Annotated in this window: 24 protein-coding genes; 12 read left to right on the top strand and 12 right to left on the bottom strand. The window is 60.8% G+C overall.

What is annotated here, in order from left to right:
* Positions 1-32: 32 nt before the first annotated feature.
* Entirely contained in the window at positions 33-1601 is a 1569-nt protein-coding gene (locus ACXAGF_RS13100; RefSeq protein ID WP_475019286.1) for an arylsulfatase, read from the bottom strand.
* Positions 1602-2017: 416 nt separating this feature from the next.
* Here ACXAGF_RS13100 and ACXAGF_RS13095 point away from each other — a divergent pair, with 416 nt between their 5' ends.
* The 9 genes from ACXAGF_RS13095 (at position 2018) to ACXAGF_RS13055 (ending at position 11251) form a co-directional block, all read left to right on the top strand.
* On the top strand, positions 2018-3844 hold the full coding sequence (locus ACXAGF_RS13095) for a sensor histidine kinase (RefSeq protein WP_475019285.1): 1827 nt from the start codon (positions 2018-2020) through the stop codon (positions 3842-3844).
* A complete protein-coding gene (locus ACXAGF_RS13090; RefSeq protein WP_475017674.1) occupies positions 3845-4468 on the top strand; it encodes a response regulator transcription factor in 624 nt (207 codons plus the stop codon).
* A 129-nt stretch (positions 4469-4597) separates the two neighbouring features.
* A complete protein-coding gene (locus ACXAGF_RS13085) occupies positions 4598-4969 on the top strand; it encodes a response regulator (protein WP_475017673.1) in 372 nt (123 codons plus the stop codon).
* Positions 4970-5033: 64 nt separating this feature from the next.
* Positions 5034-6026 carry an AAA family ATPase gene (locus ACXAGF_RS13080; protein WP_475017670.1) on the top strand — a complete coding sequence of 331 codons (993 nt, stop codon included), beginning with the start codon at positions 5034-5036 and terminating at the stop codon, positions 6024-6026.
* Between the two features lie 9 nt (positions 6027-6035).
* A complete protein-coding gene (locus ACXAGF_RS13075; protein ID WP_475017669.1) occupies positions 6036-7022 on the top strand; it encodes a DUF58 domain-containing protein in 987 nt (328 codons plus the stop codon).
* Entirely contained in the window at positions 7019-7492 is a 474-nt protein-coding gene (locus tag ACXAGF_RS13070) for a DUF4381 domain-containing protein (protein ID WP_475017667.1), read from the top strand. The genes ACXAGF_RS13075 and ACXAGF_RS13070 overlap by 4 nt, the downstream gene beginning before the upstream one ends.
* Positions 7493-7533: 41 nt before the next feature.
* Positions 7534-8478, top strand: coding sequence for a VWA domain-containing protein (locus tag ACXAGF_RS13065; RefSeq protein ID WP_475017666.1), 945 nt, complete (start codon positions 7534-7536; stop codon positions 8476-8478).
* A complete protein-coding gene (locus ACXAGF_RS13060; protein WP_475017664.1) occupies positions 8475-9992 on the top strand; it encodes a VWA domain-containing protein in 1518 nt (505 codons plus the stop codon). Before ACXAGF_RS13065 ends, ACXAGF_RS13060 begins: the two co-directional genes overlap by 4 nt.
* Positions 9989-11251, top strand: a complete 1263-nt coding sequence (locus tag ACXAGF_RS13055; RefSeq protein ID WP_475017662.1) for a hypothetical protein — start codon at positions 9989-9991, stop codon at positions 11249-11251. The genes ACXAGF_RS13060 and ACXAGF_RS13055 overlap by 4 nt, the downstream gene beginning before the upstream one ends.
* Positions 11252-11280: 29 nt before the next feature.
* Here the strand turns inward: ACXAGF_RS13055 and ACXAGF_RS13050 are convergent, their stop codons facing one another.
* Positions 11281-11541 carry a hypothetical protein gene (locus ACXAGF_RS13050; RefSeq protein ID WP_475017661.1) on the bottom strand — a complete coding sequence of 87 codons (261 nt, stop codon included), beginning with the start codon at positions 11539-11541 and terminating at the stop codon, positions 11281-11283.
* A gap of 311 nt (positions 11542-11852) precedes the next feature.
* A complete protein-coding gene (locus tag ACXAGF_RS13045) occupies positions 11853-12776 on the bottom strand; it encodes a LysR family transcriptional regulator (RefSeq protein ID WP_475017659.1) in 924 nt (307 codons plus the stop codon).
* A 136-nt stretch (positions 12777-12912) separates the two neighbouring features.
* On the opposite strand from ACXAGF_RS13045, the gene ACXAGF_RS13040 reads away from it, so the two are divergent.
* The gene (locus ACXAGF_RS13040) at positions 12913-13884 is read left to right on the top strand and encodes an MBL fold metallo-hydrolase (protein ID WP_475019284.1); all 972 of its coding nucleotides are present in this window, start codon (positions 12913-12915) and stop codon (positions 13882-13884) included.
* Between the two features lie 35 nt (positions 13885-13919).
* Positions 13920-14495 carry a pyridoxamine 5'-phosphate oxidase family protein gene (locus ACXAGF_RS13035; RefSeq protein WP_475017658.1) on the top strand — a complete coding sequence of 192 codons (576 nt, stop codon included), beginning with the start codon at positions 13920-13922 and terminating at the stop codon, positions 14493-14495.
* 478 nt (positions 14496-14973) lie between these two features.
* On the opposite strand, the gene ACXAGF_RS13030 is transcribed toward ACXAGF_RS13035, so the two are convergent.
* Together ACXAGF_RS13030 and ACXAGF_RS13025 are read right to left on the bottom strand one after the other, a co-directional pair.
* Positions 14974-15906, bottom strand: coding sequence for an FkbM family methyltransferase (locus tag ACXAGF_RS13030; RefSeq protein WP_475017657.1), 933 nt, complete (start codon positions 15904-15906; stop codon positions 14974-14976).
* A gap of 68 nt (positions 15907-15974) precedes the next feature.
* Complete coding sequence (locus ACXAGF_RS13025) at positions 15975-19607, bottom strand: capsular polysaccharide export protein, LipB/KpsS family (RefSeq protein WP_475017656.1); 3633 nt, start codon at positions 19605-19607, stop codon at positions 15975-15977.
* Positions 19608-19986: 379 nt separating this feature from the next.
* Here ACXAGF_RS13025 and ACXAGF_RS13020 point away from each other — a divergent pair, with 379 nt between their 5' ends.
* Complete coding sequence (locus tag ACXAGF_RS13020) at positions 19987-21024, top strand: hypothetical protein (protein ID WP_475017654.1); 1038 nt, start codon at positions 19987-19989, stop codon at positions 21022-21024.
* Positions 21025-21149: 125 nt separating this feature from the next.
* On the opposite strand, the gene ACXAGF_RS13015 is transcribed toward ACXAGF_RS13020, so the two are convergent.
* The 7 genes from ACXAGF_RS13015 to ACXAGF_RS12985 all read right to left on the bottom strand — a co-directional run bounded on the left by ACXAGF_RS13015 (position 21150) and on the right by ACXAGF_RS12985 (position 26197).
* On the bottom strand, positions 21150-21347 hold the full coding sequence (locus tag ACXAGF_RS13015; protein ID WP_475017653.1) for a hypothetical protein: 198 nt from the start codon (positions 21345-21347) through the stop codon (positions 21150-21152).
* Positions 21348-21626: 279 nt separating this feature from the next.
* Complete coding sequence (gene arsH, locus ACXAGF_RS13010) at positions 21627-22334, bottom strand: arsenical resistance protein ArsH (RefSeq protein ID WP_475017651.1); 708 nt, start codon at positions 22332-22334, stop codon at positions 21627-21629.
* Complete coding sequence (gene arsC, locus ACXAGF_RS13005) at positions 22327-22752, bottom strand: arsenate reductase (glutaredoxin) (RefSeq protein WP_475019283.1); 426 nt, start codon at positions 22750-22752, stop codon at positions 22327-22329. Before arsC ends, arsH begins: the two co-directional genes overlap by 8 nt.
* Positions 22753-22754: 2 nt before the next feature.
* On the bottom strand, positions 22755-23453 hold the full coding sequence (locus ACXAGF_RS13000; RefSeq protein WP_475017649.1) for an aquaporin: 699 nt from the start codon (positions 23451-23453) through the stop codon (positions 22755-22757).
* Positions 23454-23455: 2 nt separating this feature from the next.
* Positions 23456-23965, bottom strand: coding sequence for an arsenate reductase ArsC (locus ACXAGF_RS12995; RefSeq protein WP_475017647.1), 510 nt, complete (start codon positions 23963-23965; stop codon positions 23456-23458).
* A 28-nt stretch (positions 23966-23993) separates the two neighbouring features.
* Positions 23994-24344 carry an ArsR/SmtB family transcription factor gene (locus tag ACXAGF_RS12990; protein WP_475017646.1) on the bottom strand — a complete coding sequence of 117 codons (351 nt, stop codon included), beginning with the start codon at positions 24342-24344 and terminating at the stop codon, positions 23994-23996.
* Positions 24345-24562: 218 nt separating this feature from the next.
* Entirely contained in the window at positions 24563-26197 is a 1635-nt protein-coding gene (locus ACXAGF_RS12985; protein WP_475017644.1) for an amidohydrolase, read from the bottom strand.
* Positions 26198-26201: the final 4 nt, after the last annotated feature.

Raw genomic sequence — 26201 nt, 5'->3', positions numbered from 1 at the left:
CACCTTGCGCGGGTCCGTTTTTGATCTGGTCGTTATTGGGCGACGCCGCCGTTCAGGGTCTGGTCCAACTGTTCCTGAATCTGGTCGACCGAGAAGCTCGCTGCCCGCTGCGACGGGGGATATTCCGCGAAAGTGGCGAAGAACTTCGCTACTTCCTGCTGCGCGGGGACCAGAAGGTAGGCGTGATCAAGCATCCAATCCCAATAGGTGTTGGACGTTCTGTCCGCGCGTTCATATGGGTCGGAGCGCAAGTCGAAGATCTTGGGAAGACGCAGGGGCGTGAAAGGCTCGGCCCAGATCTTCAGCGTGCCGGTCTCGCGTTGTTCGGCGAAGACCATCTTCCAGTTTTCGTAGCGCATTGCGACGATCGTGCCGTCATCGTTGAAGTAGAAGAACTCCTTGCGTGCCGTCTGATCGGCTTCGTCGATCAGGTAGGGAAGCTGATTGTAGCCATCGAGGTGGACCTTGTAGTCCTTGCCGTCGATTGTCGTCCCCTGGAGAAGGCGAGCCTTGATGTCGGCATCGCCTGCGGCTGCCAGCAAGGTCGGGAACCAGTCAAGACCCGAGAACATGCCGGTCTTGACGGTCCCGGGCTGGATGCGACCGGGCCAGCGGATCATGGCAGGGACGCGGTATGCGCCTTCCCAGTTGGTGTTTTTCTCAGACCGGAACGGAGTCGTGCCGGCGTCCGGCCAGGAGTTCTGGTGAGGTCCGTTGTCGGTCGAGTAGATGACGATGGTGTTGTCCGCGACCCCTGCCTGATCGAGCGCATCGAGGATCTGACCGACTATCGCATCATGCTCGACCATGCCGTCGGCATATTCGGTAAGGGCAGTCAGGCCAGGTTCGCTGCGGTTCTCCGGCTTCACATGAGTGCGGAAGTGCATCCGGGTGGTGTTCATCCAGATGAAGAACGGCTTGTCCTGCTCCACCTGGCGTTTCATGAAGTCGATGGCGGCAGCAGAGGTCTCCTCGTCCACCGTTTCCATCCGCTTCTTCGTCAGCGGTCCGGTGTCTTCGACATTGCCGTCGGCAGACGAGCGGATCACGCCGCGCGGGCCGTACTGCTCTCGAAAGGCCGGGTCCCTCGGGTAGTTGAAGTTTTCGGGCTCTTCTTCTGCGTTGAGATGATACAGATTGCCGAAAAACTCGTCGAAGCCGTGAGCCGTCGGCAGAAACTCGTCCTTGTCGCCAAGGTGGTTCTTGCCGAACTGTCCGGTGGCATAGCCAAGGTCTCTCAGGGCTGAGGCGATGGTGACATCATCGTCGCGTAGTCCCAGATCCGCGCCCGGGAGGCCGACCTTGGAAAGTCCGGTCCGCAGTGTCGATTGACCTGTGATGAAAGTCGACCGCCCTGCCGTGCAGCTCTGCTCGGCATAGTAGTCGGTGAACTTGGCGCCATCGGCGGCGATCCGGTCGATGTTCGGCGTGTTGTAGCCCATCAGCCCGAAGCTGTAGGTGGATAGGTTGGTCTGGCCGATGTCGTCTCCCCAGATCACGAGGATGTTGGGCTTCTGTTGATCCTGGGCCTGAGCACCGCCGGCCGCCGCCAGCGCCGTGCCACAGACTAGCGCAAGCTGCGCCAATTTCGTCTTCCACATTTCCTGTCCTCCTTCAGACAAGTACCTGGGGGTCACGGGGGTACAACCTTCGAGCAAACCAGCTCCAACCGGATTGACGATGAGGCCGCTTCAAGGGCCGGATCGCCCGCTTTGGCGAATGATCCGGCCGCATCGGGTTCACGTACCGGTCTTGAATCACAAGTCTAAGTGGCGCAACGTGACGCGCTCTATGGGTGCTCGGATCCATGACTACTGTGAAATCACTCTTCTCCCTGTTCAAGATCCGGGGCATTGGACGTCCACCGGTGCGTTGCCACCGATCTGGTTGCGGGGGCGATCCGGATCCGCTCTTCTTCGAACGTGTTACAGCTAGAAGTATCTGCAATGTTGCAATGCCAAGTAAGTTGGACCTAGGGGCAACAAGGCGCTTTCTGGCGGTGATGCCGTTGCTGATCATGATCGCGTTGGGAACGGTTTCTGTTCCGGAACTCGTTTCTGCAGCATCGGCAGGCGGCACTGATGTCCGGCGGGTGCTGATACTTTATGAAAACGAAAGCACCCTGTTCGCTGTTCGGGAGATCGCGCAGGGGCTGCAGGGGCGTCTCCGCCAGGACAATCCGACGGCAATCGAACTCTATAGCGAGTATCTGGACATCATCCGGTTCCCGGATACTGCCCACGAGGACAGGGTCGCGGCGTTTCTGTCGGCGAAGTACGAGAATCAGAAGATTGATGCGATCATTGCGATCGGGCCAGGTGCGCTGCTGTTCGCCGTCGACAGGCTTGATTGGATACCTGACGACGTTCCGATTGTCGCCGGCGCGGTTTCACAATCGACCTTCGATCGGATCAAGAACACCTCGCGAGTTTATGGAGTTCTGAACAATTTCGATGTCGAGAAGACCGTTGATCTGGCGACACGGCTGCACCCGGCAGCGAAACGTCTGGTCGTCCTCACAGGTTCTTCGGAATTCGATCATAGCTGGCGTGATACGGCCGAGGCGAAACTGGGAACGAACTACGCCGGACTGGATGTGGTTCACCTGTCTGACCTTTCCCTGGCAGGCTTTCAGGCGGCCGTCTCCGAGCTTGCGGACGACAGCCTTTTGCTCGTGCTGACTGTCTTTACCGATTCGGACGGTCGCAAGTTCGTTCCGCGAGACGCTGCCGCGGAAATCATCTCCCAAGCTTCCGTTCCCGCCTATGGGGTTTACAGCTCGTTCATCGGGACGGGTATGGTCGGAGGCCACCTGGAGTCTTTTATCGGTATAGGCCACGATGTCGGACGACTGGTCGAAGGGCTGCTCCGGGGGGAACGCCCTTCCGACCACCTGGCGCCGTCAACTGCCGAACCCGTGTTCGACTGGCGGCAGGTCAAACGCTGGAACATCGACCCAGTACGTCTCCCCGACGACGCGATCCTTGAGAACTATGATCCGTCGATCTGGGAAAGGTACCGATGGCAAATAGCGATCGGCTTCGCGATCATCTCGCTACAATCGAGCACCATTTTGGGGCTCGTTCTCTTGGAGAGGCGGCGCAAACGCATTTCGAAGGAGCTTGCCCTCGAGCGTCTGCAGCTTGCTCACATGTCCAGGGTTTCGCAGCTTGGACAATTGTCGGGCTCGATTGCGCACGAACTCAATCAACCTTTGACATCAATCCTCACGAACGCCGAAACGGGTTTGCGCATGCTTGACCACGGAGTGGAGAAGCCGGAGGACTTCAGGGGCATTCTCGAGGACATCGCCAGCGCGGACAAGCATGCGTCTGAAACCCTGACCGGGCTTCGCCAGCTCTTCATGAACAAGGACGTTTCACGTTTGCCGGTAAATCTGAACGCGGCTGTGACAGAGACACTTAAACTTGCAAGGAGTGAGCTTGCCGCCCGGAAAACGAGCGCTAATTTCTCAAGCACCGCGAATGCGATAACCGTGCGCGCGAACTTTTCGCAGTTGCAACAGATTACGCTGAATCTGGTTTTGAATGCATCCGAGGCCATGTCACACTTGCCGCCGTCCCAGCGGCGCATCGACATCAGGACCGGTATCAAGCCCGACGGGCAAGCTTTCCTGGCGGTTTCGGATAGCGGGGCAGGCATGACAAAGGAAATGCAGGAGGCAGCCTTCAGGCCTTTCGTCAGTCAGCGCAGCGATGGCATGGGCCTTGGCCTGCCCATATGCCGGTCGATAGCCCTGGCTCACGGCGGCATGCTCGAGTTTGATCAGACCAGAGAAACCGGGGCTCAGATCGTTCTGACCCTCCCAGCAATGCAAAGGTGAATGGTGGATCAGGAACTTGCACCGACAACGGTTTACGTCGTCGACGATGATACTCTCATCCGCAAGGCGCTCACCCGGTTGCTGGAAGCCGAACACTACCGTGTCGAATGCTACGCTGATGCCGAGAGCTTCCTCAGGTTCCACAGGGCGGCAGCACCGGGGTGCGTGATCCTCGATGTCGAAATGCCAGGAATCAATGGCTGCGACGTTCATCAGGTTCTCCTTGAGGGGAACATGAAGCGGCAGGTGATCTTCCTCACAGGACACGGGACGATCCCGTTGTGCGTAAGCGCGATCAAGTCCGGTGCGGTTGATTTCCTGATCAAACCTGTCGCTGCCGATCAACTCCTGGATGCAGTCCGAGTCGCTCTGGAACGGGACCGTTTGTCGAGGACAGACACCGAATTCAGGTCTTCCTTTCAGATGCGCCTGGAAAAGCTGACGATCCGGGAATGCCAGGTGCTTTTGCACGTGATCGAAGGCAAGATGAACAAGCAGATTGCCGCAGACCTCGGCGTGACGCTGAAGACGATCAAGGTTCACCGCGGAAGGGCCATGAACAAGATGCAGGCGAACAGCGTTGCTGACCTTGTGCGGGACTGGACGCTGTTCAGCGCCGGCTAGAGGTGCTTGCCTCGAGGCATGCAGATGTTGACCGGCAAGGGGTCGACCGATGGCTGTCGATCAAGAGCAGACGCGAGGTTGGACCCTGGTCCAATACATCTCAGCTGCAATCCAATATAGAAATTTGCAATGGATGACGCGGTTCCCACTGTGGCAATCATTGAGGACGACGATGCCGTTCGCCGGGCGATCGGACGGCTCATCAAGTCGTTCGGTTACCGCACGCTCGAGTTTGAATCAGGTGAGAAGTTTCTGGCGGTACAGGGCTCGATATCCACTGATTGCGTGCTTGCCGACTACCACATGTGCGGCATGAGCGGGCTGGATGTGCTCCTGGAGGTCAAACCACGACATGAGGCTCCACCTGTCATCATCATGACGGGGTTTGACGAGCCCGGAAAACGCGACCGGTGCATGAGTGCCGGTGCAGCAGCCTATCTTGTCAAACCGTTCGTGCCGGACGTCATAGCGGCGACCTTGCGCGATGTTCTTGATCAGTGAATGTCCGGGGCGCACACAGCTCCCGGCAGAAACAGACAGCCATTCGGCAAAGGATGGAAACGAGATGAGCGCCAGAGACCGGATCATCGAACTGCGCGAGCGCATGGGGCAGGCCATTGTCGGTCAGCGCGATGTGATCGACCGTCTCCTGATCGGTCTCTTGGCAAACGGAAACCTACTTGTGGAAGGTCTGCCCGGTCTTGCCAAGACGCGGGCTATCAAGGCGCTCGCGAAGAACCTCGAAGCGGATTTCAGCCGCATCCAGTTCACACCGGACCTGCTGCCGGCCGATGTGACCGGCACGGAAGTCCTCTATCAGGCAAACGGGAAGTCGGAGTTCAGGTTCGAGCAGGGGCCGATCTTCGCGAATATCGTCCTCGCCGACGAAATCAACCGCGCTCCCGCCAAGGTACAGGCTGCGCTGCTGGAAGCGATGGAGGAACGACAGGTGACGGTGGCGGGAACGACCCACAAGATGGATCCGCTCTTCATGGTCATGGCGACACAGAACCCGATTGAACAGGAAGGGACCTATCCATTGCCGGAAGCTCAAATGGACCGGTTTCTGATGCACGTCCTGATCACCTACCCGCCGGTCGAAGATGAGGTGGCGGTGATTGCGCTTGTCCGCAATGAAGAGATCGCTGCCCTGAACGAGGGCGACGCCGGCACCGGGACTGACCGGGAGCCTCAGCCGGTCCCGCGGGATGCCGTATTCGCGGCGCGCCGGGAAATCGGCGGCATTCATGTATCGGATGCCATACAGCGCTACATGGCGGATCTTGTGAACGCCACCAGGTTTCCGGATAACTACGGGCAGGATCTGAAACGTTGGATCGAGGTTGGTGCGTCACCCCGTGCGTCCATCGCGCTGGACAAATGCGGCCGCGCCCATGCCTGGCTGAACGGACGAGACTATGTCGACCCGGAAGACATTCGCGCAATCGTTGCCGGCGTGCTGCGGCACCGTCTGGGTCTGACCTTCGAGGCGCAGGGGGAAGGAGTTTCCCCCGATGACGTGATTTCGGAACTGACCGGTCAGGTGGCGTTGCCCTAGGAGACTGTTATGCGCGACAGGTCGGCACGGATGAGGGCAGGACTGAAGGAGCACTCCCCGCCGGCCGAGGTTGCCGACCGGCGCATAAGCGTCGATCTTGCCCACCTGCGGATGCTCCAGGCCAAGGCGCGCCGTATCACCTTCCTGCCGCGCCAGCCGGCTCGGAGCATCCTGAACGGCAGGCACGCTTCGCGCCTGCGCGGACGGGGCCTGAATTTCGAGGAACTGCGTGAATACCTGCCATCGGACGATGTCAGGGCGATCGACTGGAAGGTAACGGCCCGGACCGGAACGCCGCATGTCAGGATCTTTACCGAAGAACGGGACCGTCCGACGCTGATCGTGGTGGACCAGCGCATGTCGATGTTTTTCGGGTCGGAGCATAACATGAAGTCCGTGACCGCTGCAGAATGCGCAGCATTGTCGGCGTTTCGCATCCATGACCAGGGCGACAGAGTCGGTGGCATCGTATTCGGCGATGAGGCGATCGCCGAGATCCGCCCCGGACGAAGCCGGCGATCCCTCGACGCTTTTCTGACGGCGCTGGCCGACGCAAACAGCCTATTGTCGGCTGAAGCGCCCGTACGCACACCGATGCCGCTCAATCAGGTTCTGAAGTCCGTCGCGCATATCGCCAAACGGGATCATCTGGTGCTGGTCTTCTCCGATTTCGATGAAATCGATGCGGTCACGCATAAACTTGTCGCCGGCATATCCCGGCACAATGACCTGGTGCTGGGCCTTGTGTCCGATCCCTACGCCGATGCGCTTCCCAAAGGCCAGCGCATCGTCGTTTCCGACAGTGTTCTGCAGGCTGAAATCGATACGGGAGATCGCACGGTCCATCGCCGGTTGACGGAAATGGCAAAGGGGCGTCTGAGCGATGTTCTGGACTGGCAGCGGCTCTATGGCATTCCTGTCCTGCCCTTGACGACGGCCCAGGACAGTTCGGACCAGATGGCCCATTACATGGGCCTTGCCGGGAGGTGGCCGTGAGCGACACTGCCCCTCAACAAGCCAGCCTGCTGGGCTTGCTCGACAAGCTGGTTGAACCCGGTGACCCGCCGCCGGTTTCCATGATGCCGCAGACCTGGGGATGGGTTCTCCTCGCAATCGCCGTGGGCATCCTTGCGTCGCTGGCAATCCTTCACCTCTACCGTAGCTGGCGCGCCAACGCATACCGCAGATCCGCCCTGAAGGAACTGGAGCGCGCGCACGGCGCACCGGAAGAGATCGCCGCAGTTCTGCGCAGGACGGCGCTGGCCGCCTTCCCGAGGAGGGACGTTGCCGGTCTGACAGGCGCAGACTGGCTGCAATTCTTGAGAGCCACCTGCAAGAGAAGGCTGTTCGAGGGCCCGGTAGGGGATACGCTTACTACGGCGCCCTATCGCGAGATGCCGCCGTGCTCCGAACTGGAGGATGCGGCGGCACAGTGGATAAAATCGCATAGGGGGGGCGGCCGCTGATGATTACCCTTGCGTTTCCCTGGGCTCTCCTGGCGCTCCCCTTGCCATTGCTGGTGTTCTGGTTGCTGCCGCCCCACCGGGAGCGGGTGCCGGCCTTGCGGTTTCCCTTTTTCAGGCGGATCGCCGAGACCGCCGGCGCCAAGACCGGACCGGGTTCGGTGATTCTGCGGCGCACAGGGTTCCAGACGATATGTGCGGGCATTGTGTGGATCCTGCTCGTCATCGCGATCGCCCGTCCGGAACGGATCGGGGATGCGATCGAGGTGGAACGATCCGCCCGTGACGTCGTGCTTGCCATCGATATATCCGGATCGATGGACGCAAAAGATTTCAAGATGCCCGAGGGGGAGAGCAAGCAGCGACTTGACGCGGTGCGGGGCGTCGTCGAGGGGTTCGTGGCCGAGCGCGAAGGCGATCGCATGGCGCTGATCGTCTTCGGCTCCAGGGCCTATGTCCAGGCGCCGCTGACGGAAGACCTCGCCACGATCACCACGCTGCTCGGCCAGACGGAAGTCGGCATGGCGGGGCCCCATACGGCCCTTGGTGATGCCATTGGTCTTTCAATTCGCACCTTCGAGGCAAGCGACATCGATCAGCGCCTCCTGATCCTGCTGTCTGATGGCTCTGACACGGCAAGCCGGATGAGCCCGGTGAATGCGGCCGAAATCGCTTCCGGCAAGGATATCGAAATCTTCACGATCGGGGTTGGTGACCCCAACGCGGCGGGAGAGGACCGTGTCGATCTCGAAACGCTCAAGACAATCGCAAACCGGACCGGAGGGTCATTCTTTTTCGCCGAGGACGAAAGCGGCCTCCGCGCGGTCTATGACAGGATCGATGAACTGGCTCCGCGGTTGACGAACACGCTTTCCTACCGCCCGAAGGCGAGCGTAGCCTATGTACCGCTCCTCATTGCTGCCCTGACGGGATTGGTCGCGCTTCTTGTCTTGAGCAGAGGCTTCAGGCCGAGGAGAGAAGCGGCATGACCGACATTGCGTTTCTCTTGTCCGAATTCCACTTCATTCGCCCGGTCTGGCTGGTGCTTTTGCCGGTCATTGCTGGGGTCTGGGTCATGGTCCGGCACCGCGCTGGCAAGGCAGGCATGCCCGATGCGGGGCTGGCGCCCCATTTGAGAGACGCCCTGACCCTCGGGGCGAATGGCAGGAAGCGCCTGCTACCGATCGACTGGGCCGCAGCCATCATATCGCTTGCCCTTGTCGGCGCCGCCGGGCCGGCCTGGACACGGATTCCCGATCCGTTTGTCGCCCAGACCGCGCCAATGGTCGTCATCTTGAAGGTAACGCCCTCCATGACCGCCAACGATGTAGTACCGACGCGGCTGGAACGGGCGAAGCAGAAGATTCAGGATCTGCTCAAGTTGCGTGCAGGCGCAAGAACTGCCCTGGTTGCCTATGCGGGAACGGCGCATCTGGTGGTCCCGATGACCAACGATCCGGCGGTGATCAAGCCCTATCTGGCGGGACTGGACCCCGAGATAATGCCGAGGAAAGGCGCGGATGCGGCTACGGCGTTCGAAACGGCGGCCGCAATCTTGAAAAACGAGGGCGCCAGCGGAGCGGTGTTGTTCGTCCTTGACGAAGTCGGATCGCAGGACGTGGATGCTCTCAACGCGAAAGACGATCCGGGTGTCGCAATCGGTGTACTGGAAATGTTGCCGGATCACGCGACGGCCAACGAGCTTTCCGACCTCGATTTTATTCATGCCCGTGTGTCGCCCGACGATACTGATTTGCGTGCCCTGGACAGAAGCCTCAACGCCGATTACCGGCGTGCACTGAACCAAAGTGGAGCCCAACCATGGGATGACAGGGGCTGGGTTTTCGCCTGGCCCGCAGCCTTGCTGGCACTGTTCTGGTTCCGGCGGGGATGGACCATGCGCTGGCAAGCCGCATTTTTGGCGGCATTGAGCTTTTCCTCTCCCGAGAGCGCGAAAGCCGAGGTCGCAGACTGGTTTTTCACAGCGGACCAGCGGGGACGGCTTGCCTATCAGGACAAGAACTTCAAGGCGGCCGCCGAGCACTTCTCCGATCCCATGTGGAAGGCAAGAGCGCTCTATCGCGACGGGCAATACGAAGCTGCCGCAGAAGCCTACGAAAGGCTCGACACGCCGGAAGCCGCCTTTGCGAAGGGACTGGCCCATATCCGCAACAGGGCCTACCGGGACGGAGTCAGGGCTTTCGAGGAGGCGCTTGAACTTGATCCGGACTATCCGGGAGCTGCCGAGAACCTGAAAACGGCGAAGGAAATCGTCGACTATGTCGAAACGACCCGTGAGCAATCGGATACGGGGGAGGAGAGCGGCATCGGCGCGGACGAGGTCGTGTTCGACAACGAAGAAAACCGGGGCGCGGAAACGACGATCGGCGAGGAAGGCGATTCATCCGGCATGCTGACGACCGAGCAATGGATGAACCTCGTCGACACGCGGACAAGCGACTTCCTCCGCCAGAGGTTCGCAATAGAGGCGGCTGAAAAATGAGGGCGCATCACCTTCCAGTCCTGTTTCTCGCGCTTGTTCTGCCGCACCAGTCGAGCGCACAGGAAAGGAATGCCCCAGTCCTTGAGGTGGAATTCAAGGAAGACGAGGCAATCCCCGGCCAGTACCTGACCCTGCGGGTGACGGTTCTGGTGCCGACCTGGATGCCTGAGCCCGTCGCCTTTCCTCCACTCGATGTGCCCAATCTGCGCATCCGCCTGCCGGAGCGGGCCACGTCGCCAACGAGCAAGACGATCGGCGGGGAAAGTTGGTCGGGTGTCTCCCGGCGGTATCTCGTTTCGCCGATGGTGCCGGGAACCTTCACGATCCCCGAGCAGAGATTGCAGGTGATCTATGCCGATCCGCAGACATCCGATCCGGTCAAGGCGGAGTTGATTGTTGATCAGGTTGCGCTACGGGGTGTCGTCCCCGAGGGGGCCGAAGGGTTGAACCCCTTCATTGCCGCAAGGGAATTGAGCCTGTCTCAAGAGATCTCAGAGACCGTCCAGGATCTGAAACCCGGTGACAGCGTCACCCGGACGATTACCGCCAAAACAACCGGCGCATCTCCGATCATTCTGCCGAAGCTGATCGAGGTGCCGACCATTGACGGGTTTGCTGCATACGCAGACGACCCGGTCGTGGAAGAGCATGAAGACAGGGGCATCGTGTCGGGGACAAGGTCCGAAACACTGACGCTCATGGTCCAGGGCAACGGCTCGGGAACACTCCCGGCCGTGCGTATCGACTGGTACGACATCGACAGCAAGACGGTGCAGACAGCGTCACTGGATGGCGTCGAGATATCGGCGATCGGTGCGTCCCCGACGGCGGGTTCTGACCGGTTGAGGGATTGGGACCTGAAGACCGTTGCCGGACTTGCGGGGATAGCGGTCGTCCTGGTGCTGGCAATCTTGCTTGGCAAGCCGTACGTGCAAAAGTGGCACCACGAACGTTGGGCTCGACGAGTGGCAAGCAAGGACTTTGCCGCACGAGCCTTGTCGACGTCCGTTGCCCATCACGATCTGGCGGCAACAATGTCTGCCCTCGACGCTTGGGCGGGGCGCGACCCGATAACTCCCAGGGCCGAACTGCAGGAAATCGAGGCCGCGCTCCTGCCGATAACGGCTGCGCGGTACGGTTCCGGAAAACCGACCGAGCGTGAAGAAGATTGGATAGCTCTCGCGCACGTCGTGGAAGACATCCATCGTCGACGAGCCCGATCTGTGTCGGCAACGCCGTTGCCCGTGTTGAACCCTTAATCCGTGCGGCCGCATTTGGCCGCGCTTCGTCAGCAACGACGCTTGAAGGACGGCAGCAGCAAACCTTTCACAACCAAAGGGTCGTGCTGTCCTTCAGAGTAGAGACGGATGATGGCGCGGCCCAGCGCCTCTGCGGTCACGCTGTCGCGGGAAAAGTTGCACTCCTGAAGGCAGTCGTCAAACAGTGCCTGAAGTTCGTTCAGGTCGTCGGGGCTATACGGCTTGTCGCGCTTGCTGGACCCTGGGAACGTCGGATAGCCGGCGGCATCGCAATAGAAGGACTTGGACACATCACTCCCTCCCTGTTGGGGCGAGAGTTGCTATCTCCCTGTCGTTCCTGCCGTGCATTTGGAAGCGATGGCGGAGTGTGCGCCTTCCTTGGCACCGCGGCTATTAAATACGACATGTCGGGTCGAAATCCCGGAACTATGTAGCATGCCGCCAGTGTCCGCCTCGGCCGGATTTTTTGGCGCAAGCTGTCAAATGCCCTCGTTCCGGTTCCGGAGAAAGCCTTGGCTCTGTCTGGAAGGCAGGTATGTCGGGAGCTTACAGAAGGCGAACTGCACCCCTGCAGCACCCCGACCGGTGTGCCTGACCGCCATCAACGGAGGTGCGCCGAGCAGGACCGCTCGTTGCCCATCCGCCTGCGTAGGCGGGGCGTGATCCAGTCTAGGAAGCATCGCACCTTCATCGGCAGGGGATCAACTGGTGTATAGACGACGTTCACAGGCAGCGGTTCCGGTGCGAATTCCGTCAGCACTTCCTGCAGGGCGCCGGAGCGCAATTGATCGGAGATCTGGTACGACAGCGCGCGGATGATGCCGATACCTGCCACGGCCGCCTGTATGGCGGCCTCCGTTGTGTTGACCGCAAGTTTGGGGCGCGGCTCGATGGCGAAGGTCGGTCCGTCGCGGCGGTAGCGCACTTCCGGCGCGGTCGCGAAGCCCTGAAAGCTTATGCCGTCATGCTGGGCGAGGTCTTCCGGCTGATGCGGCACACCTCGGCGAGCGAGATAGTCGGGGCTTGCGCAGACTACCCGGCGGACGGCGCCGACGCGCGTTGCGATGAGCGCGCTGTCCGCCAGATGTCCAATGCGCAGGGCCACATCGACGTGCTCGTCGGCGAGACTGAGTTGTCGATCGGCGAGCGTCAGGCGCAGGTTGATATCTCGTTGCTCCTTCAGGAATTCCAGCACGATCGGCAGCACATGGCGCTCGCCGAAGGCGATCGGTGCCGTGACGTGTAGCCCGCCGCGCAACGCGCCATAATCGCCGCTGGCCTGGCGCTCTGCGGCGTCCAGCTCCTCCAGAATGCGGCGTGACGCGGCGACGTAGCTGCGGCCTTCATCCGTCAAGGTAAGGCCGCGGCGGGTGCGCAGCACCAGGTGCACGCCAAGGTGCTTTTCAAGATCTGCGACCTTGCGGCTGACCGTGGCGAGCGGCGCATGCAATCGCCGCGCTCCAGCCGAGAGGCTGCCGGCATCGACCACCGCCAGCAAAACCGACATCGCTTCAAACCGATCCATCCAGACCTTCCGAAAATTGAGAGGAAAGCTCCTGAATCGGCAGAATACCCCATTGGTTTGGGATGTCCTAACTTTCCTGTCGCCGGGGGGACGCCGCCCGGCTCCCCGCATTGCCACAGATCAGGAGAAAGACGCCATGCCCCAACTTTCACGTCGTGCCTTTGCCAGCGCTCTTCCTCTCGGTCTGCTGGGGGGAGGACTGATCGGCAACATACCGGCCGTCGCCGCAGCACCGGACACCGCCAAGACGCCTGCAAGCGTTACGCCGCTGGCGCAGATCCGCATCGGCCGCTTTACGGTGACGGCGCTGACCGACGGTTATGCCGATATGCCCTACGACTTTTTCCCGGGACGCAGCCCGGCGGAGGTCGAACAGGCGGCCGTCGCCCAGTTCACCGCCCGGCAGAGTGGGGTACGCTTCCTCTTCAATCAGTATCTCATCGATGATGGCGACCGCCGCATCCTGATCGATGCCGGTGCGGCGGGATCGATCGGGCAGACCGGCAAACTGCCGCAGGCCCTTGCCGTACTTGGCCTGCAGCTAGACCAGATCGACGCGGTGGTCGTGACGCATATGCATCAGGACCACATGGGCGGTCTGATCGCCGGCGGCAAGAACAATTACCCCAAGGCAGAGCTCTACGTCGATCGCCGCGACGTCAAGCATTGGACTGACCCGGCCAAGCGCAGCGGCGCGCCCGATTATCTGCAGACCAGCTTCCAAATGGCGGAGGAGGTCGTGCGCCTCTATCCGAGACTTCAGGCGATCGACGGAGAGCGTGAAATCGTGCGCGGCGTCTCGATCGTCGACCTGACCGGTCACACGCCCGGCCATATCGGCGTGCGGATCGAAGATGAAGGAAAGAGCCTCATCATGGTGTCGGACATGGTCTTTCCGGTCGTGCATCCGGGAGCGACCGATGTGTTCTTCCTGTTCGAGCAGGACCGCGCGGCAGCCAAAGCGATGCGCGACCGCTTTTATCCTCGCGCAGCCGCGGAAGGCGCGCTGATTGCCGCCACGCACATGCCCTTCCCGGGGCTCGGCCGTGTCGTTGCCGACCGGGGGCAAATGCGCTGGGAAGCTGCAGACTGGGCCTTGCAGGATTGAGGTCGGCTCCGGCCGCCTGGAAAGGATGGATGGCAATGAGCCGATATCTCGATATCGCCACGACGCCCGCCGTGGCGGCCGCGCGGGAGCATTACGGCAGCGCGGAGCAATGGGCGCGGATCGGCGCGCGTGGTGGCGCAGATGAGGCTGCGCAGAGCCAGCGCCTCGGTCCGGCCGAAACCGCCTTTATCCAGGCGCGCGACGGTTTTTACCTCGCCAGTGTTTCGGAAACCGGCTGGCCTTACGTGCAGTACCGTGGCGGGCCCGCGGGCTTTCTCGCCGTCGTCAGTTCAACGATGCTGGGCTTTGCGGATTTTCGCGGTAACCGGCAATACATCACGACAGGCAATGTGCGCGCGAACGATCGCGTCTCACTGCTGCTTATGGACTATGTGCACCGGCGACGACTGAAGATCTACGGTCACATGCAGGTCCAGGATGCAGACGACGACCCGGCGCTGGCGAAGAGGCTGACGATGCCTGACTATACCGCTCGGGTGGAGCGCCTCGTTCTCATCGCGGTGGCGGCGTTCGACTGGAACTGCCCACAGCACATCACGCCGCGCTTCACGCTGGCAGAACTGGAGCGTTTCCGCACCCAGCCCATATAGCCATATGACTATTGGAGACGGGGGCCGAAATCATCAAGAGCTGCAGGGGGAAAGAAAAGCAGCGGGCGACGTTCCAAGGGGAGCGGGGGGCGGACCGCCCTCGCGTTCCACCGTGGATGATCGCCGGGCGGCGTTTCGGAAAATCATATGCCGTTCATCATCGGTAAAGGCCTCCGGTTCATCGCTCTCGACCGGAGGAGGCACGACCGCCACCGCTATGGTGGTCTGGCGGCGGCTTTAGAAAGTTGCGGTACCGGAAGCCGCTGGTCCGCTTGCGGCCCTCGGCTGCCGATAGGGGCAACACGCCGGTTCTTGTAGCGGCCGGACATCAAGGCTCGAACTTCCAGATCATTGCCCCGAGCACAACCCTGACGAACGCCAACGTCACAGACGGCAACGTTGGCGTCTCGATCCATGAGGGCTTTATTCAATACAGAAACCGCTTTGGCAGCACTGTGAATGTTAGCGTGACTGAAAACTAGGCATTCTTGTTCCGGTATATGGACGTGTCATAGCAGTGCGAAACGCAGACGTACCCTATGCCGGACATGAACTTGCGGATGTCGCTCTCTCGTCCGTCCTTGAAAAGGAAGTCCTCGACGCAGATGAAGTCCGGCCGATACTTGGACCAATCATTGGTCTTGAGAGCCTGAATGTCGAACCCCTCGATATCAATGTTCATGATGTCGATGTGTTGCCCGGGCGGGACGTGCTCGTCGAGGATTTCCCGAAGCGGTATCGGCGACATTTCCTGCTTCGAGATCACCTCGAATTTCTTTTCCAGCCGCTCGGTTTTGGCTTGATGGGCAGTACTGCGGGTCTCGCCCTTGAAGATGGTGAACGTAAGCGGTTCTGCAGTACGCTCGCCCACGAGGGCGTGGACGTTCTTGTCTTTTGGCCGGAGCTTGTTGAATAGCGCGATGGTGTCCTGGTTGGCGTCAATGTTCACGCCCCGCCATCCAATCTTGTGGAACTGGTACGTGTTGGAAATCCGCCGCGGGTGGTGCGCTCCGACATCGACATAGAACCCGTCTCGTTTACCCGCAACAAAACGACGCAGAACGGCGTCTTCTGCACTCTGGCCCCAGTGCTTGATTGCGAATCTGTCGTAGGGCGCCTGTTTCCTGGCCTTCGACTGTGGCGTGGCCTGCGGCTTTGGCTCGTCCTGCGGCCCTAGAAACATCGTCAATACCTTACGCCGCAAGCCCATCGCTTCCTCCAATGAATGAGCGGCGAACATATCGGCGAGCCCTCGATCCTTCAACAAGGAAAAATGACTATGAACCGAGACACGTTCTTTGCGAGCGTTCGCAGCCGCGTCTTCAATGGACGGCTCAAACAGAGCCAGGTAGACGGCCTCAACGCCATCCTCGACGAGGGCATCCGCCGCCGGGGAACGCCGCGCAACCATCTGGCCTATATCCTTGCTACGTCGCACTACTTTGACGTCGGTGGGCGTTCCTCCGCGCCCTTTCGCTCTCACCGAAACAAGATCGGCCGACCAAGGTATATGTTCTTCAGAATGACCCTTGCTCGCTTGCGCTTCGGCCACTCGGCCTTGATGATTCCGTACCTCATGATATTACGAGGCTCCAAGGCAAACGAGTTCCCCCAAAGCAGCGGGCGCTCGAACATTATCGGCTTGCGAAGGCGAACGTTCTTGAGCGCCACATGGACTCGTTTGACGAGTGGCCAGGTAGACTTGATTACCGTTACGTCTTCGTCGAAGAGTGACGCCTCTTGCGGGGGCAGCACCTTACCATTCTCGCTGGGAATCTTATAGTTGTCGAGGAACACTGCGACTTGCTCAACCGGGATATGGATTGCCTGCAGGTCGCGCTCTTTGGGCAGAACGTCCGACATGAAGAAGCGGCCGTCCTCCCGCTTCAGGTAGGTGCGGGCCAGATACTCGGTGTCAATTGCGTAACGCCGAAGAAGTGACTCGCGCTGGGCAGTCGTCATCATGTTTGGACGACCTTCCGGTCCGCCAAGCATCTCTAGACCCTTTTGCACCCGATCAACGAATTGCAGGTAATCCGTCGAGTCCTTGAAAGGCATGGCATTGAATTGGCGCATGAGGAGCAACTGCGCCTCATTGAGGCCGAACTCGTTGCGCATGCGGTCACTCGGGCGGGGCGCTTCCAGGCATTTCTCCATGCCAAGAGTGGTGAAGAAATCGTCGACGATGTCGCCGCCGACCAGCTGATCGCGCTCATAAGGACGCACGATGACTTGCTTCTCACCCAGTCGCTGCGCCCATTCATCCAGATAGCCGCGATAGTCCAGCCGTTGGCGCGTGAGATCGCTCTCCAACCACTCATCGATCGAAACGGATATCTTCCCCAGCGCTCCTCCACCAACGAACTCACAATACTGGGAGTTTGCCCATTCATCGTGGCGCCTGAAGTAACCGATCACGGTTACCTCATAGTCTTCGAAATACTTCGGTATCTCAAACGTATTCCAATTGAGAAAGAAGGCTTCGCTGGACAGGATAACGGTATGGATCTTCCCATTGGCAAGGCTGAGCGTCGCGTCGACGTGATCCCTCAGCCGCCTGTCATCCGACTTTGCAGCACTGATGAATCCGGAGTGACCGGCTTGCTTGTGGGGACGGCCCTTCTGCCAGAACAGTCCCACTTCCGGAAACCAGACGCCCATGCGTAGCAAAGCGGCACGGTTCCACTCGCAATAGTGCTGCAGAAACGTGCTGCCCGTCTTGGTCGTTCCAAAGTGCAGGATCAGGCGCGGCTTCGTCGCAGCATTGCTGGTCGGTGTAAACGGCTCAACCTTATCGTTACGCGCATACAGGCTGAGTGCGCGCTGCAGCGCGTGGCGTCTCGCCTTTTGCGGCTCATGCAGAAACTCTTCGATGAGTTGATGCTGGCTGACCTTCTCAAGACCTGTCGCAACTGGAACCCAGTTGTACTGCCTGCATCGAATGGCTTCAAACAGAAGCTCATAGGCGTTTGCCTCGACATGGTCCGCCGATAGCTGGATCGGATCCTGTGACAGATCAATGGAGGTGAAGCCGCTTCGATTGATTGCATCCGATATGCGATTGAAGAAGGCCAAGCGCTCAGTCGTGCTAGCAATGTTTTTGGTCGTCTTGTAGGCGAAGCCGAAGAACAGATAGTGCAGAAACTGCGAGAGCTGGAAGCCCGCGACATCTCGCAGGTTGCTGCCCTGCGCAAAGGCGCCGAACTCTTCCAGTATGTCGACAATCGACTCGAAGTTGGCGACCTGATCGAACACGTCGTCCATAGTTTGAGGGCGCCGCACAGCGGAGTTCGTACGAATCCGATAGACAATGCCGTCGCTATCAATCCCGGAGAGGCGCTGAGCTGTCAACAATGCCTTCAACACAAAGGCGCGCTCTTCCCGGAAGCTGGTCAAGAAGCGAATGTTGTTCTCGTTCAGGAAGTCCCGACGGTACATCCAGTTCCAGAAGTGCCGCGAATGCAGGATTCGTGGCTCGCCTGTCAGCGTGACGGCGTGAAACGGTTCATCAAAAAACTGTTCGCTTTTGTCGCGCCGCAGTTCTTTTACGACCCCATTTTCGTCTTCTACCTGTTCGAATTTCTTGCGGCCACGGACCATGTCAGCCCTGTCGGCCTCGGCGCAAGCAACCATTCGCTCGATATGATCTGTCGCTGGAATGAAATCATCGGGGTCGAGGAACAGAACATATTCGCCTCGCGCAGCATCCAGCCCGACATTGCGAGCAAAGCCCGGCCCCACATTTTCTGGCAGCATGATTGAACGAATACGCCGGTCCGTTTTGGCAAGCCGGTCGATTATCGCCTGACTGCCGTCCGGGCACCGATCGTTGATGGTGAGAATTTCGACGTCACGGAAGGACTGGCGCTGGATTGACCTGAGAGCTTCCTCGACGAATTTCTCGACCGCATAGATGGGCAGGATTACGGAGACTTTCGGATTGTTGACCTCGGCAACGTGTATCGGCGGCGATACCGGACGGTTGCGTTCGATGTAGGAGAGCGCGTCTTCGATCTCGCTGGGTACGCCTGCGCCCGGCACATGATAAATCGTGTACCAGATGTAAAAGTAGTGGAAGAGTTCTTGCAGCGTGCGCCGGCGATCACGGTGAGGAATGGTCTGTCGATCATCGGTCAACCCCCAGCCAGCGTAAAAGGGTGCGCCAAATACCACTACCTCCTTGCCTGCCAGTAGCGCTTCCAGCCCCATGCCGCTGGTGCCGACGTAGACCTTGTCGACGATGTCGAAAAGGCAGAACGGGTTGATGCCTTCGCGAATGACCCTGACGCGGCCGCTGTCTTGAAGATGATCGAAAAAGCCACGGCGCTCAGCAGACTTCGTCCAGGCAATGTCCGGATGCGTTTTTACCAGGATCTCAGCGTCGGGATTCTCGTCAATCGCCGCTTGCAGCATGCGTCTGAATGTCTCTTCATTCGCACGACCGAAGATGGTTGATGCATCCGAATAATTTTGGTCGCAGACGAGAACGCGCCGCCCATATGCTGGATTAACTTCAAGCTCTCTGATCGGCTGGGAGTTGTACTTCGAAACTCGTTGCGTGACGATCCTGTCGATACAAGCTTGTGCGCGAGTCAACTGCTCGACCGTAAGCTGATTGCTGCTGTTAAGTTGCCGATTCAGGCGGCCCGGATAATCCGCCATATAGTACTGTGAAATATCGTCATACACATAGCCCAGGCATGCCATTGTTGAGGATTTGCTCTGAAGCGCCTCCGACCAACTGTGAGTTGATGCCAAAAAACCCATTTCGAAGAACACCACTCGATCCTGCGCCTGAATCAACTTCAGTGCATTGGACGTGCTCGTGTGTGAGAGCGCCGGGTCCTCGACAATGGCTCCGTAGAGCAGAAAGTCTCGAGCCTTGCCGAACTCGGGTGCGTCGATCGCGACAATATTCGTGAACAGCGACGGCAGGTTCTGCGAGAATGCGTTTCGCAGATTGGTTCGTTTGAACCCGACATTCCAGGGTTCGTGGCGCTGCCGGATCAAGAGTTGGCGTACATCGATCGCTGGCGCGGTCGCCACTACCTCTTGGCATTGCTTCAAAAATTGTCTGAAAGCAAAATAGGACGCAGCATGATCGGTCGGCAATTCATTCTCCATAGTCAGCAACAGGCGCGTGAAGATAGCTCAGCCAGATGCCAGGCTTTGGTATTATGTTTGCATCGGGTAGGGCAAGGCTCCATTCGGAGCAAATCCCGAAACTCGAAACCCCTACCAGTTTGTGGGCGGTTAGCTTATTGCAATTCGATCGTGTCGAAATTTCGATGCTTGGTCAGGTGATCTGGGAGCGCAAATCGATAGGGCACGCCTTACGGTCGGCAGACGAAGTGTGCGAACGAATTTACGCGCCGAATGACGCCACTTGGAGTCCTTCGCACATGGCTGACGCGTTGGTTGCCTTGGCCGCCGAGTTTGGTCTATGGCTGCGTCAGGGGTTCAGTTGCCCGTCGATTCATGTGGAGTAAATATGGCGGCCAGAATTGCCATTCTAGGGGGGGCAAACTCACTACTCAAGGGCGGATGGGTGGATCGCTTCAAGGAGCGATACTCCGAAAGCGTTGACCTTCAAAATCTATCGATCGGAGCCTCGACCAGCGCAATGGGGCTTTTCCGGTATTTGAGCGACCTAAAATGGAACGATGGGCGCACGCTTGTATGGGAATACTCTTTAAACGAGGAGAATTACTTTAGAAATGGGCAGCATGTCCAGTCTATTATTCTCCATGTTGAGTGGATTTTGCAGATTTGCGCACGTGAGAAGCGAAAATTTCTGGCGGTACTCCTTTATAATCGCAAGGAGGAAGAAAGGTCGCTCCAGTCGGAGTATCGAAAAAGGCTTAGTATACTGTTTGAGCGATATCAGGTTGAGACGATCGACGCCGGAGAGCTCTTGCGCCACGTCGCGGGTACCGAGAGTCCTGATCTGGATCACTGGTACAAGGAAAACGCTCATTATTCAGTAGAAACACCCTTCTTGACGGCGCTAGCTGACGCGATCTTTCAAAAGCTCAGTGCGGCGCGCTGTCCGTCGCCCGGCCCGATCGCACGCAGGCGGTTTCACGGACGGAAGCTCACTTTATGTTACCCGAGTGGTAGCAACGGCTTGCCGTTCAAGAATAGGATTTTATCTTGCACCAAGTATCCTATCGTCGATGGCGTGGTAGTTCCCGCGGTCGGAAAACCAATCGCTTGCATCCTTGTAACTTCCAACAATGCCGAGACGGCGCTGGTTATTGCGGGTGGAAAGCAGAAGGGACCATACTCAACGCAGATATCTGGCGCTCCTTCCACTCCGAAGTTCTTGCTGAAGCACATCATCCTGTGGAACACGGTCGATGATATGCTCAAGTCGGATCATGAGGTAAAGATTGTCGACGGCCGCCGCGAAATCGGTGCGGAAAGTTTAGGAAGGCCTATCCGACAGAACACGTTCTGCTGGGACGGTTGGAAGGATACTGAGCGTGAGGATGGCGTGGTTGCGTTGATAGTTGAGACAACGGACTGATTATTGCCGGAACGGGCAGCGATACAGTTCCTTCGGCGCCTCCGCTTGAAGATGCAAATTGCCCTTGATTGCCTGTGTTGCGGGCCTGGCTACACTTGAACGCGCAAAGGGGCTGGCCTGCAGGGTCAGGGCTGGGCTGCAAGGAAGCCGTCGCGGTCGCGCACGCCCATTTCGAACAGGCGGATGACGTGCCGTGCCAGTGCATCCGCGGCCTCGGAGGGGCGGGCCACTTGCTCGCGTGCGCATAGTTCGTCGAACACTTCCTGCAGCATGGTGAGGTCGTCGGGGCCGGCGAAGTCGCCGTTGTTCTTCATAAATGTCATTCGGTCACTCCTGCTGGCCGGAACCCTAGCACTCGAATGTGACGGTCCGGTGCAGCCGGCGGCAAGGCCTTGCCGGGGCGCTGGAGATCCCATGGGGCGCCCGTGCCCAAGTTCGGATGGTCCGACGCCTGCGGCGCGCGCCGAGGTTGCCATCCACGCTCGCGGTCGACCGCTTTCCGGCGTTTCGGTCCGCATGGCGCACCGCGTCCGCTGGACGCCCCGCGGCTGCACCGCGGGTTTCCGGCTTGGCGGATCGGCAGGCCGTGCCGGCCCGCCGGGTCAGATCGACTGCAGCCGCACGCGCTTTTCCAGTTCGTCGGCGTGCTCCTTGCGCTCGCTGTAGCGATCGGTCAGGTGGGCCGAAGCATCCCGCGTCATCAGCGTGAACTTCATCAGTTCCTCGCACACGTCGACGACACGGTCGTAATAGGGGGACGGCTTCATCCGGCCGTCGGCGTCGAACTCCTGGAAGGCCTTGGCGACCGACGACTGGTTGGGGATCGTGATCATGCGCATCCAGCGTCCGAGCAGGCGGAGCGTGTTGACCGCGTTGAAGGATTGCGAACCGCCCGAGACCTGCATGACGGCGAGGGACTTGCCCTGGGTCGGCCGGATCGAGCCGATCGACAGCGGAATCCAGTCGATCTGCGCCTTCATGATCCCGGTGACCGTGCCGTGGCGCTCGGGGCTTACCCAGACCTGTGCCTCCGACCATTCGGAGAGGTCGCGCAGCTCCTTTACCTTCGGGTGGCTGGCGGGCGCATCGTCCGGCAGCGGTAGGCCGGAAGGATCGAACACGCGCACCTCGGCGCCGAGGTGCTCCAGCAGGCGCCGGGCCTCGTGCGCGAGCAGCCGGGAGTAGGAGACCTTCCGCAGCGAGCCGTAGAGAATCAGGACGCGCGGCGGATGGGTCGAGAACGGCGGCCGCAGCGCCTCGAGGTCGGGCTTGCGGAGAAGGCGCAGTTCGGCAGCGGGAAGATCAGCCAATGCGCTTGCCCTCCGCGTCGAGCACCGCCTCGCCGTCCTCCTTGACGAAGGCGCCCCTAAACGCCCCGGCGGGGAGGATGTCGAGCACGGCCTCCGACGGCCGCGCCAGCCGGGTGCCCATCGGGGTAACGACGAGCGGCCGGTTGATGAGGATCGGGTGTTCGAGCATCGCCGTCAGCAACTGCTCGTCGGAAAGCGTGGGATCGTCAAGGCCGAGTTCGGCATAGGGCGTTCCCTTTTCCCGGATCGCCTGTCGAACCGACAGTCCGGCGTCGCGGATCATCCGGGCCAGCTGCTCGCGCTGCGGCGGCGTCTTCAGGTACTCGATCACCGTCGGCTCGAGCCCGGCGTGGCGGATCAGGGCCAGGGTGTTGCGCGAGGTTCCGCATTCGGGGTTGTGGTAGATGGTGACGTCCATGGTCATTCGCTTCCCTTGAGGGGTCTGGTGGGGGCTGCGACGCGCCGGCCGGCGAGCAGCCAGGCGGCAAATGCCGCGGCGGTGAGGGCGCCGAGGATCTCGGCGATGACGAAGCCGGGCACGTCCATCGGGCGGATGCCGGAGAACGTGTCGGAGAAGGCGCGGGCAATGGCGACGGCGGGGTTGGCGAACGAGGTCGATGCCGTGAACCAATAGGCCGCGGTGATGTAGAGGCCGATCAGACCCGGAATGGCGTCGGCGCGAAAGCGCAGGCCGGCGAGGATCGTGAAGACCAGGCCGAAGGTGGCCACCGCTTCGGCGAACCACTGGCTCGCGCCGGCGCGGACCGTCTGCGAGGCCTGCAGCAGCGGCAGGTCGAACATCGCATGGGCGACAAGGGTCCCGGCAATGCCGCCGGCGACCTGCGTCAGAACGTAGAGCAGGGCCGTCGACGAGGCGATTTCCCTCCGCGCGGCAAAGACCGCCGTCACCGCCGGATTGAAGTGCGCGCCCGAGATCGGGCCGAGCGTGCAGATCAGCACGGCAAGGATCGCCCCCGTCGGGATGGTGTTGCCGAGCAGAGAGACGGCGACGTCGTCGGACAGGCGATCGGCCATGATGCCGGAGCCGACAACGGTCGCGACCAGGATGGCCGTGCCGAGGGCTTCGGCGACCAGACGGCGCTTCAGATCGAAGGTCATGCTCAGCCCGCTTTCGGAACGTCGCGGCCGATCTCGTCGAGCCTTCGTTGCAGCGACAGCTTGTCGAGGCTCGCCATCGGCAGGCTGACGAAGATGGAGATGCGGTTGTTCAGCATGCGATAGGTCTCGGCGAAGGCGAAATGGCGCTCGGCCTCGCTGCCAGCGGCCGTCGCCGGATCGGGCAGGCTCCAGTGCGCCGTCATCGGCTGGCCGGGCCATACGGGGCAGACCTCGGCGGCCGCGTCGTCGCAGACGGTGAAGACGAAATCCATTTCCGGCGCCCCCGGCGCGGCAAATTCGTCCCACGTCTTCGAACGGGCGAAGGAGAGGTCGAAGTTCAGTCCCTTGAGCAACTGCAGGGCGAACGGGTGCACCTCCCCCTTCGGCTGCGAACCGGCCGAGTAGGCCTTGAATCGGCCCATGCCGAGCCGGTTGAGGATGGCCTCGGCAATGATCGAGCGGGCGGAATTGCCCGTGCAAAGGAACAGGACGTTGTAGTTTCTGTCGCTCATGGGGCTCTCCCAACTTCGGCCATGGTGGTCACGCCTGCTGCCCGGGAGGGCAACAGGGGGCCAGATCGGATATCAAGGGCGCACAGAGGCTGGCGTTGCCGCCGCAGCAGTCCTGCAGCAGATGGAGAACGACGGCGCGGAGGCGGTCGAGATCGGCGCGGTAGAGGATCGATCGGCTCTGCCGCTCGCTTCGCACGAGGCCGGCCTGTGACAGCGTCGAAAGGTGCGCCGACATGGTGTTCTGCGGCACGTCGGCCAGTCTTGCCAGTTCGCCTGCCGGCACCCCGTCGGGCTCGCGCTCGACCAGGAGGCGGAAGGTCTTCAGCCGGGTGGCCTGGGCAAGGGCCGCCAGGGCGGCGATGGTTTCTATATCGTCCATATATCCAGAATAATGGATATATATTGCAAGTCAATGACGATCATGGCCCGGACGGGCCGTGTTCACGGACCTCTTCATCGGGGGGCGGGGGCAGACGCGCAGTCCGGCCGATCCCCGGTTGCGGGGCGGCAAGATTGCGGGCCTGCGCGGGAACCGATCGGTCGCGGTTTCGGAAAGCCCGCGGGCATCGTTCGGGCAGCGTCGAACCCGATGGCGGCCTAACCGACAAACGCCTCGCCGCGGTGGACTTCCTTCCCGCCGAGCAAGGTCAGCAGCACCTGCGTGTCGCCGATGTCGTAGACGTCGCAGGTCAGGATGTCCCGGTCGAGGATGATGATGTCGGCGTACTTGCCGACCGAGAGCGAGCCCGTATCCGCCGCGCGCCAGGCGGAGCGGGCGGCATTGACGGTGTAGCCCTTGATGCATTCCTCCCGCGTCAGCCGCTGCTCCGGCAGAAACACCGGATGCTCGCCCTGTTTCCGCGGCGGCTGGCGGGTGAGTGCGGTTTCCATGATCTGGAACGGGTTGAGGGTGGAAACGCCCCAGTCGGAGGAGAGCGTCCAGTCTGCGCCGGCGTCGATCAGCGACCGGAACGCGTACATCCATTTGCCCCGCTCCGGGCCGACCATCGGCAGCGCCACGTCCGTCACGGACGGCTCGTGGCGTGCCCAAAGCGCCTGCACGTTGGCCACTGCCCCGAGTTCGCGAAACCTTGGAATATCGGCCGGGTCGATGAACTGGATATGGGCCAGCTGATGCAGGCTCGGCCAGGTGCCGTTCTTGTCCCTTGCCGCCTCCAGCCCGTCGAGGGCCGCGCGCACCGCGCCGTCGCCGATCACGTGCACATGGATCTGGTAGCGCGCCGCGTCGAAGGCGGTGAACAACTCCTTGACCTGTTCGTGTCCGAACATCAGCGGCGCGTTGCCGCCGATGGCGTCGGAGAAATCCTCGAGCATCACCGCCGTGCGGTTCTCGATCACGCCGTCAAGGAAGAACTTGGCCGAGTGAATGCGGAACATCTCGTGCGCGCTGGCGGCGCGAAGGGCATTGATCCGCTCCAGTGCCGCTGCGGTCGCTTCTTCGGGAAAAACCTTGGCGGTGGCGCAGACGCGAACCGTCAGTTCGCCGCGCTCGGCCATGCCGCGGTAGACGCGGGCGTGCCGCTCCCGCACCGAGGCGTCGAGAACGCCGGTAATGCCGTTGCGGTTGCACAGCGCCTGGCTGTAGCGCACGCCGGCAGCGAAGTCGGCGTCGCCGACTTCGGGCATGCGGTCCTCGACCCATTTGATGGCGTCCTCGTGCAGCATGCCGGTGGGCACGCCGTCGGCGTCGAGGACGAAATGACCGTTGTGCGGGTCGGCCGTGCCCTTGACGAGGCCGACGGCCTCGCAGCCCTTGGTGTTGAGGCAGGCATTGTGCCCGTCGGATGCAAGGATGAAGCAGGGCCGGTCGGGCACCGCCGCGTCCAGCACGTGCCGGTCGAGATTGTGCTCGGTGAAGATGCCGGTATACCAGCCAACGCCCTGGACCCACTCGCCGTCATTGTCGGCGGCGAAGCCGCGCAGGACCGCCTGGAGCTCGCCGGGGGTGCGGGCCTCGTCCAGGGCCGCCGTCAGGCCGTAGTCGTAACCGCTGTCCTGCAGGTGGATGTGGGTGTCCTGGAACCCGGGCAGGACCATCCGCCCGCCGGCGTCGACGACGTTCGTCGACGCGTCGGCGAGGGCGCGGATCTCGGCACTGGTCCCAAAGGCCGCGACGCGGCCGTCAACGACGGCGAGCGCCTCTGTCCGCGGTGTCAGCGGATCCATGGTGACGATGCTGGCGTTGACGAGAATGAGTTCGGGTCGGAGCATGGCT

It is taken from the genome of Mycoplana sp. ABR4_002 (genome assembly GCF_056159645.1).
This window is presented reverse-complemented; position numbering and strand designations above follow the sequence as displayed.

Excerpts from the sequence above, each read along its gene's own strand:
- ACXAGF_RS13085 (WP_475017673.1), top strand. The coding sequence starts at position 4,598 with ATGGATGACGCGGTTCCCACTGTGGCAATCATTGAGGACGACGATGCC.
- ACXAGF_RS12995 (WP_475017647.1), bottom strand. The coding sequence starts at position 23,965 with ATGAGCGACAGAAACTACAACGTCCTGTTCCTTTGCACGGGCAATTCC.
- ACXAGF_RS13075 (WP_475017669.1), top strand. The coding sequence starts at position 6,036 with ATGCGCGACAGGTCGGCACGGATGAGGGCAGGACTGAAGGAGCACTCC.
- ACXAGF_RS13020 (WP_475017654.1), top strand. The coding sequence starts at position 19,987 with ATGGCGGCCAGAATTGCCATTCTAGGGGGGGCAAACTCACTACTCAAG.
- ACXAGF_RS13060 (WP_475017664.1), top strand. The coding sequence starts at position 8,475 with ATGACCGACATTGCGTTTCTCTTGTCCGAATTCCACTTCATTCGCCCG.
- arsC (WP_475019283.1), bottom strand. The coding sequence starts at position 22,752 with ATGGACGTCACCATCTACCACAACCCCGAATGCGGAACCTCGCGCAAC.
- ACXAGF_RS13030 (WP_475017657.1), bottom strand. The coding sequence starts at position 15,906 with ATGGTTGCGCGGCGTTCCCCGGCGGCGGATGCCCTCGTCGAGGATGGC.
- ACXAGF_RS12985 (WP_475017644.1), bottom strand. The coding sequence starts at position 26,197 with ATGCTCCGACCCGAACTCATTCTCGTCAACGCCAGCATCGTCACCATG.
- ACXAGF_RS13000 (WP_475017649.1), bottom strand. The coding sequence starts at position 23,453 with ATGACCTTCGATCTGAAGCGCCGTCTGGTCGCCGAAGCCCTCGGCACG.
- ACXAGF_RS13055 (WP_475017662.1), top strand. The coding sequence starts at position 9,989 with ATGAGGGCGCATCACCTTCCAGTCCTGTTTCTCGCGCTTGTTCTGCCG.
- ACXAGF_RS13015 (WP_475017653.1), bottom strand. The coding sequence starts at position 21,347 with ATGACATTTATGAAGAACAACGGCGACTTCGCCGGCCCCGACGACCTC.
- ACXAGF_RS13045 (WP_475017659.1), bottom strand. The coding sequence starts at position 12,776 with ATGGATCGGTTTGAAGCGATGTCGGTTTTGCTGGCGGTGGTCGATGCC.
- ACXAGF_RS13080 (WP_475017670.1), top strand. The coding sequence starts at position 5,034 with ATGAGCGCCAGAGACCGGATCATCGAACTGCGCGAGCGCATGGGGCAG.
- ACXAGF_RS12990 (WP_475017646.1), bottom strand. The coding sequence starts at position 24,344 with ATGGACGATATAGAAACCATCGCCGCCCTGGCGGCCCTTGCCCAGGCC.
- ACXAGF_RS13095 (WP_475019285.1), top strand. The coding sequence starts at position 2,018 with ATGATCGCGTTGGGAACGGTTTCTGTTCCGGAACTCGTTTCTGCAGCA.
- ACXAGF_RS13100 (WP_475019286.1), bottom strand. The coding sequence starts at position 1,601 with ATGTGGAAGACGAAATTGGCGCAGCTTGCGCTAGTCTGTGGCACGGCG.
- ACXAGF_RS13040 (WP_475019284.1), top strand. The coding sequence starts at position 12,913 with ATGCCCCAACTTTCACGTCGTGCCTTTGCCAGCGCTCTTCCTCTCGGT.
- ACXAGF_RS13090 (WP_475017674.1), top strand. The coding sequence starts at position 3,845 with ATGGTGGATCAGGAACTTGCACCGACAACGGTTTACGTCGTCGACGAT.
- ACXAGF_RS13035 (WP_475017658.1), top strand. The coding sequence starts at position 13,920 with ATGAGCCGATATCTCGATATCGCCACGACGCCCGCCGTGGCGGCCGCG.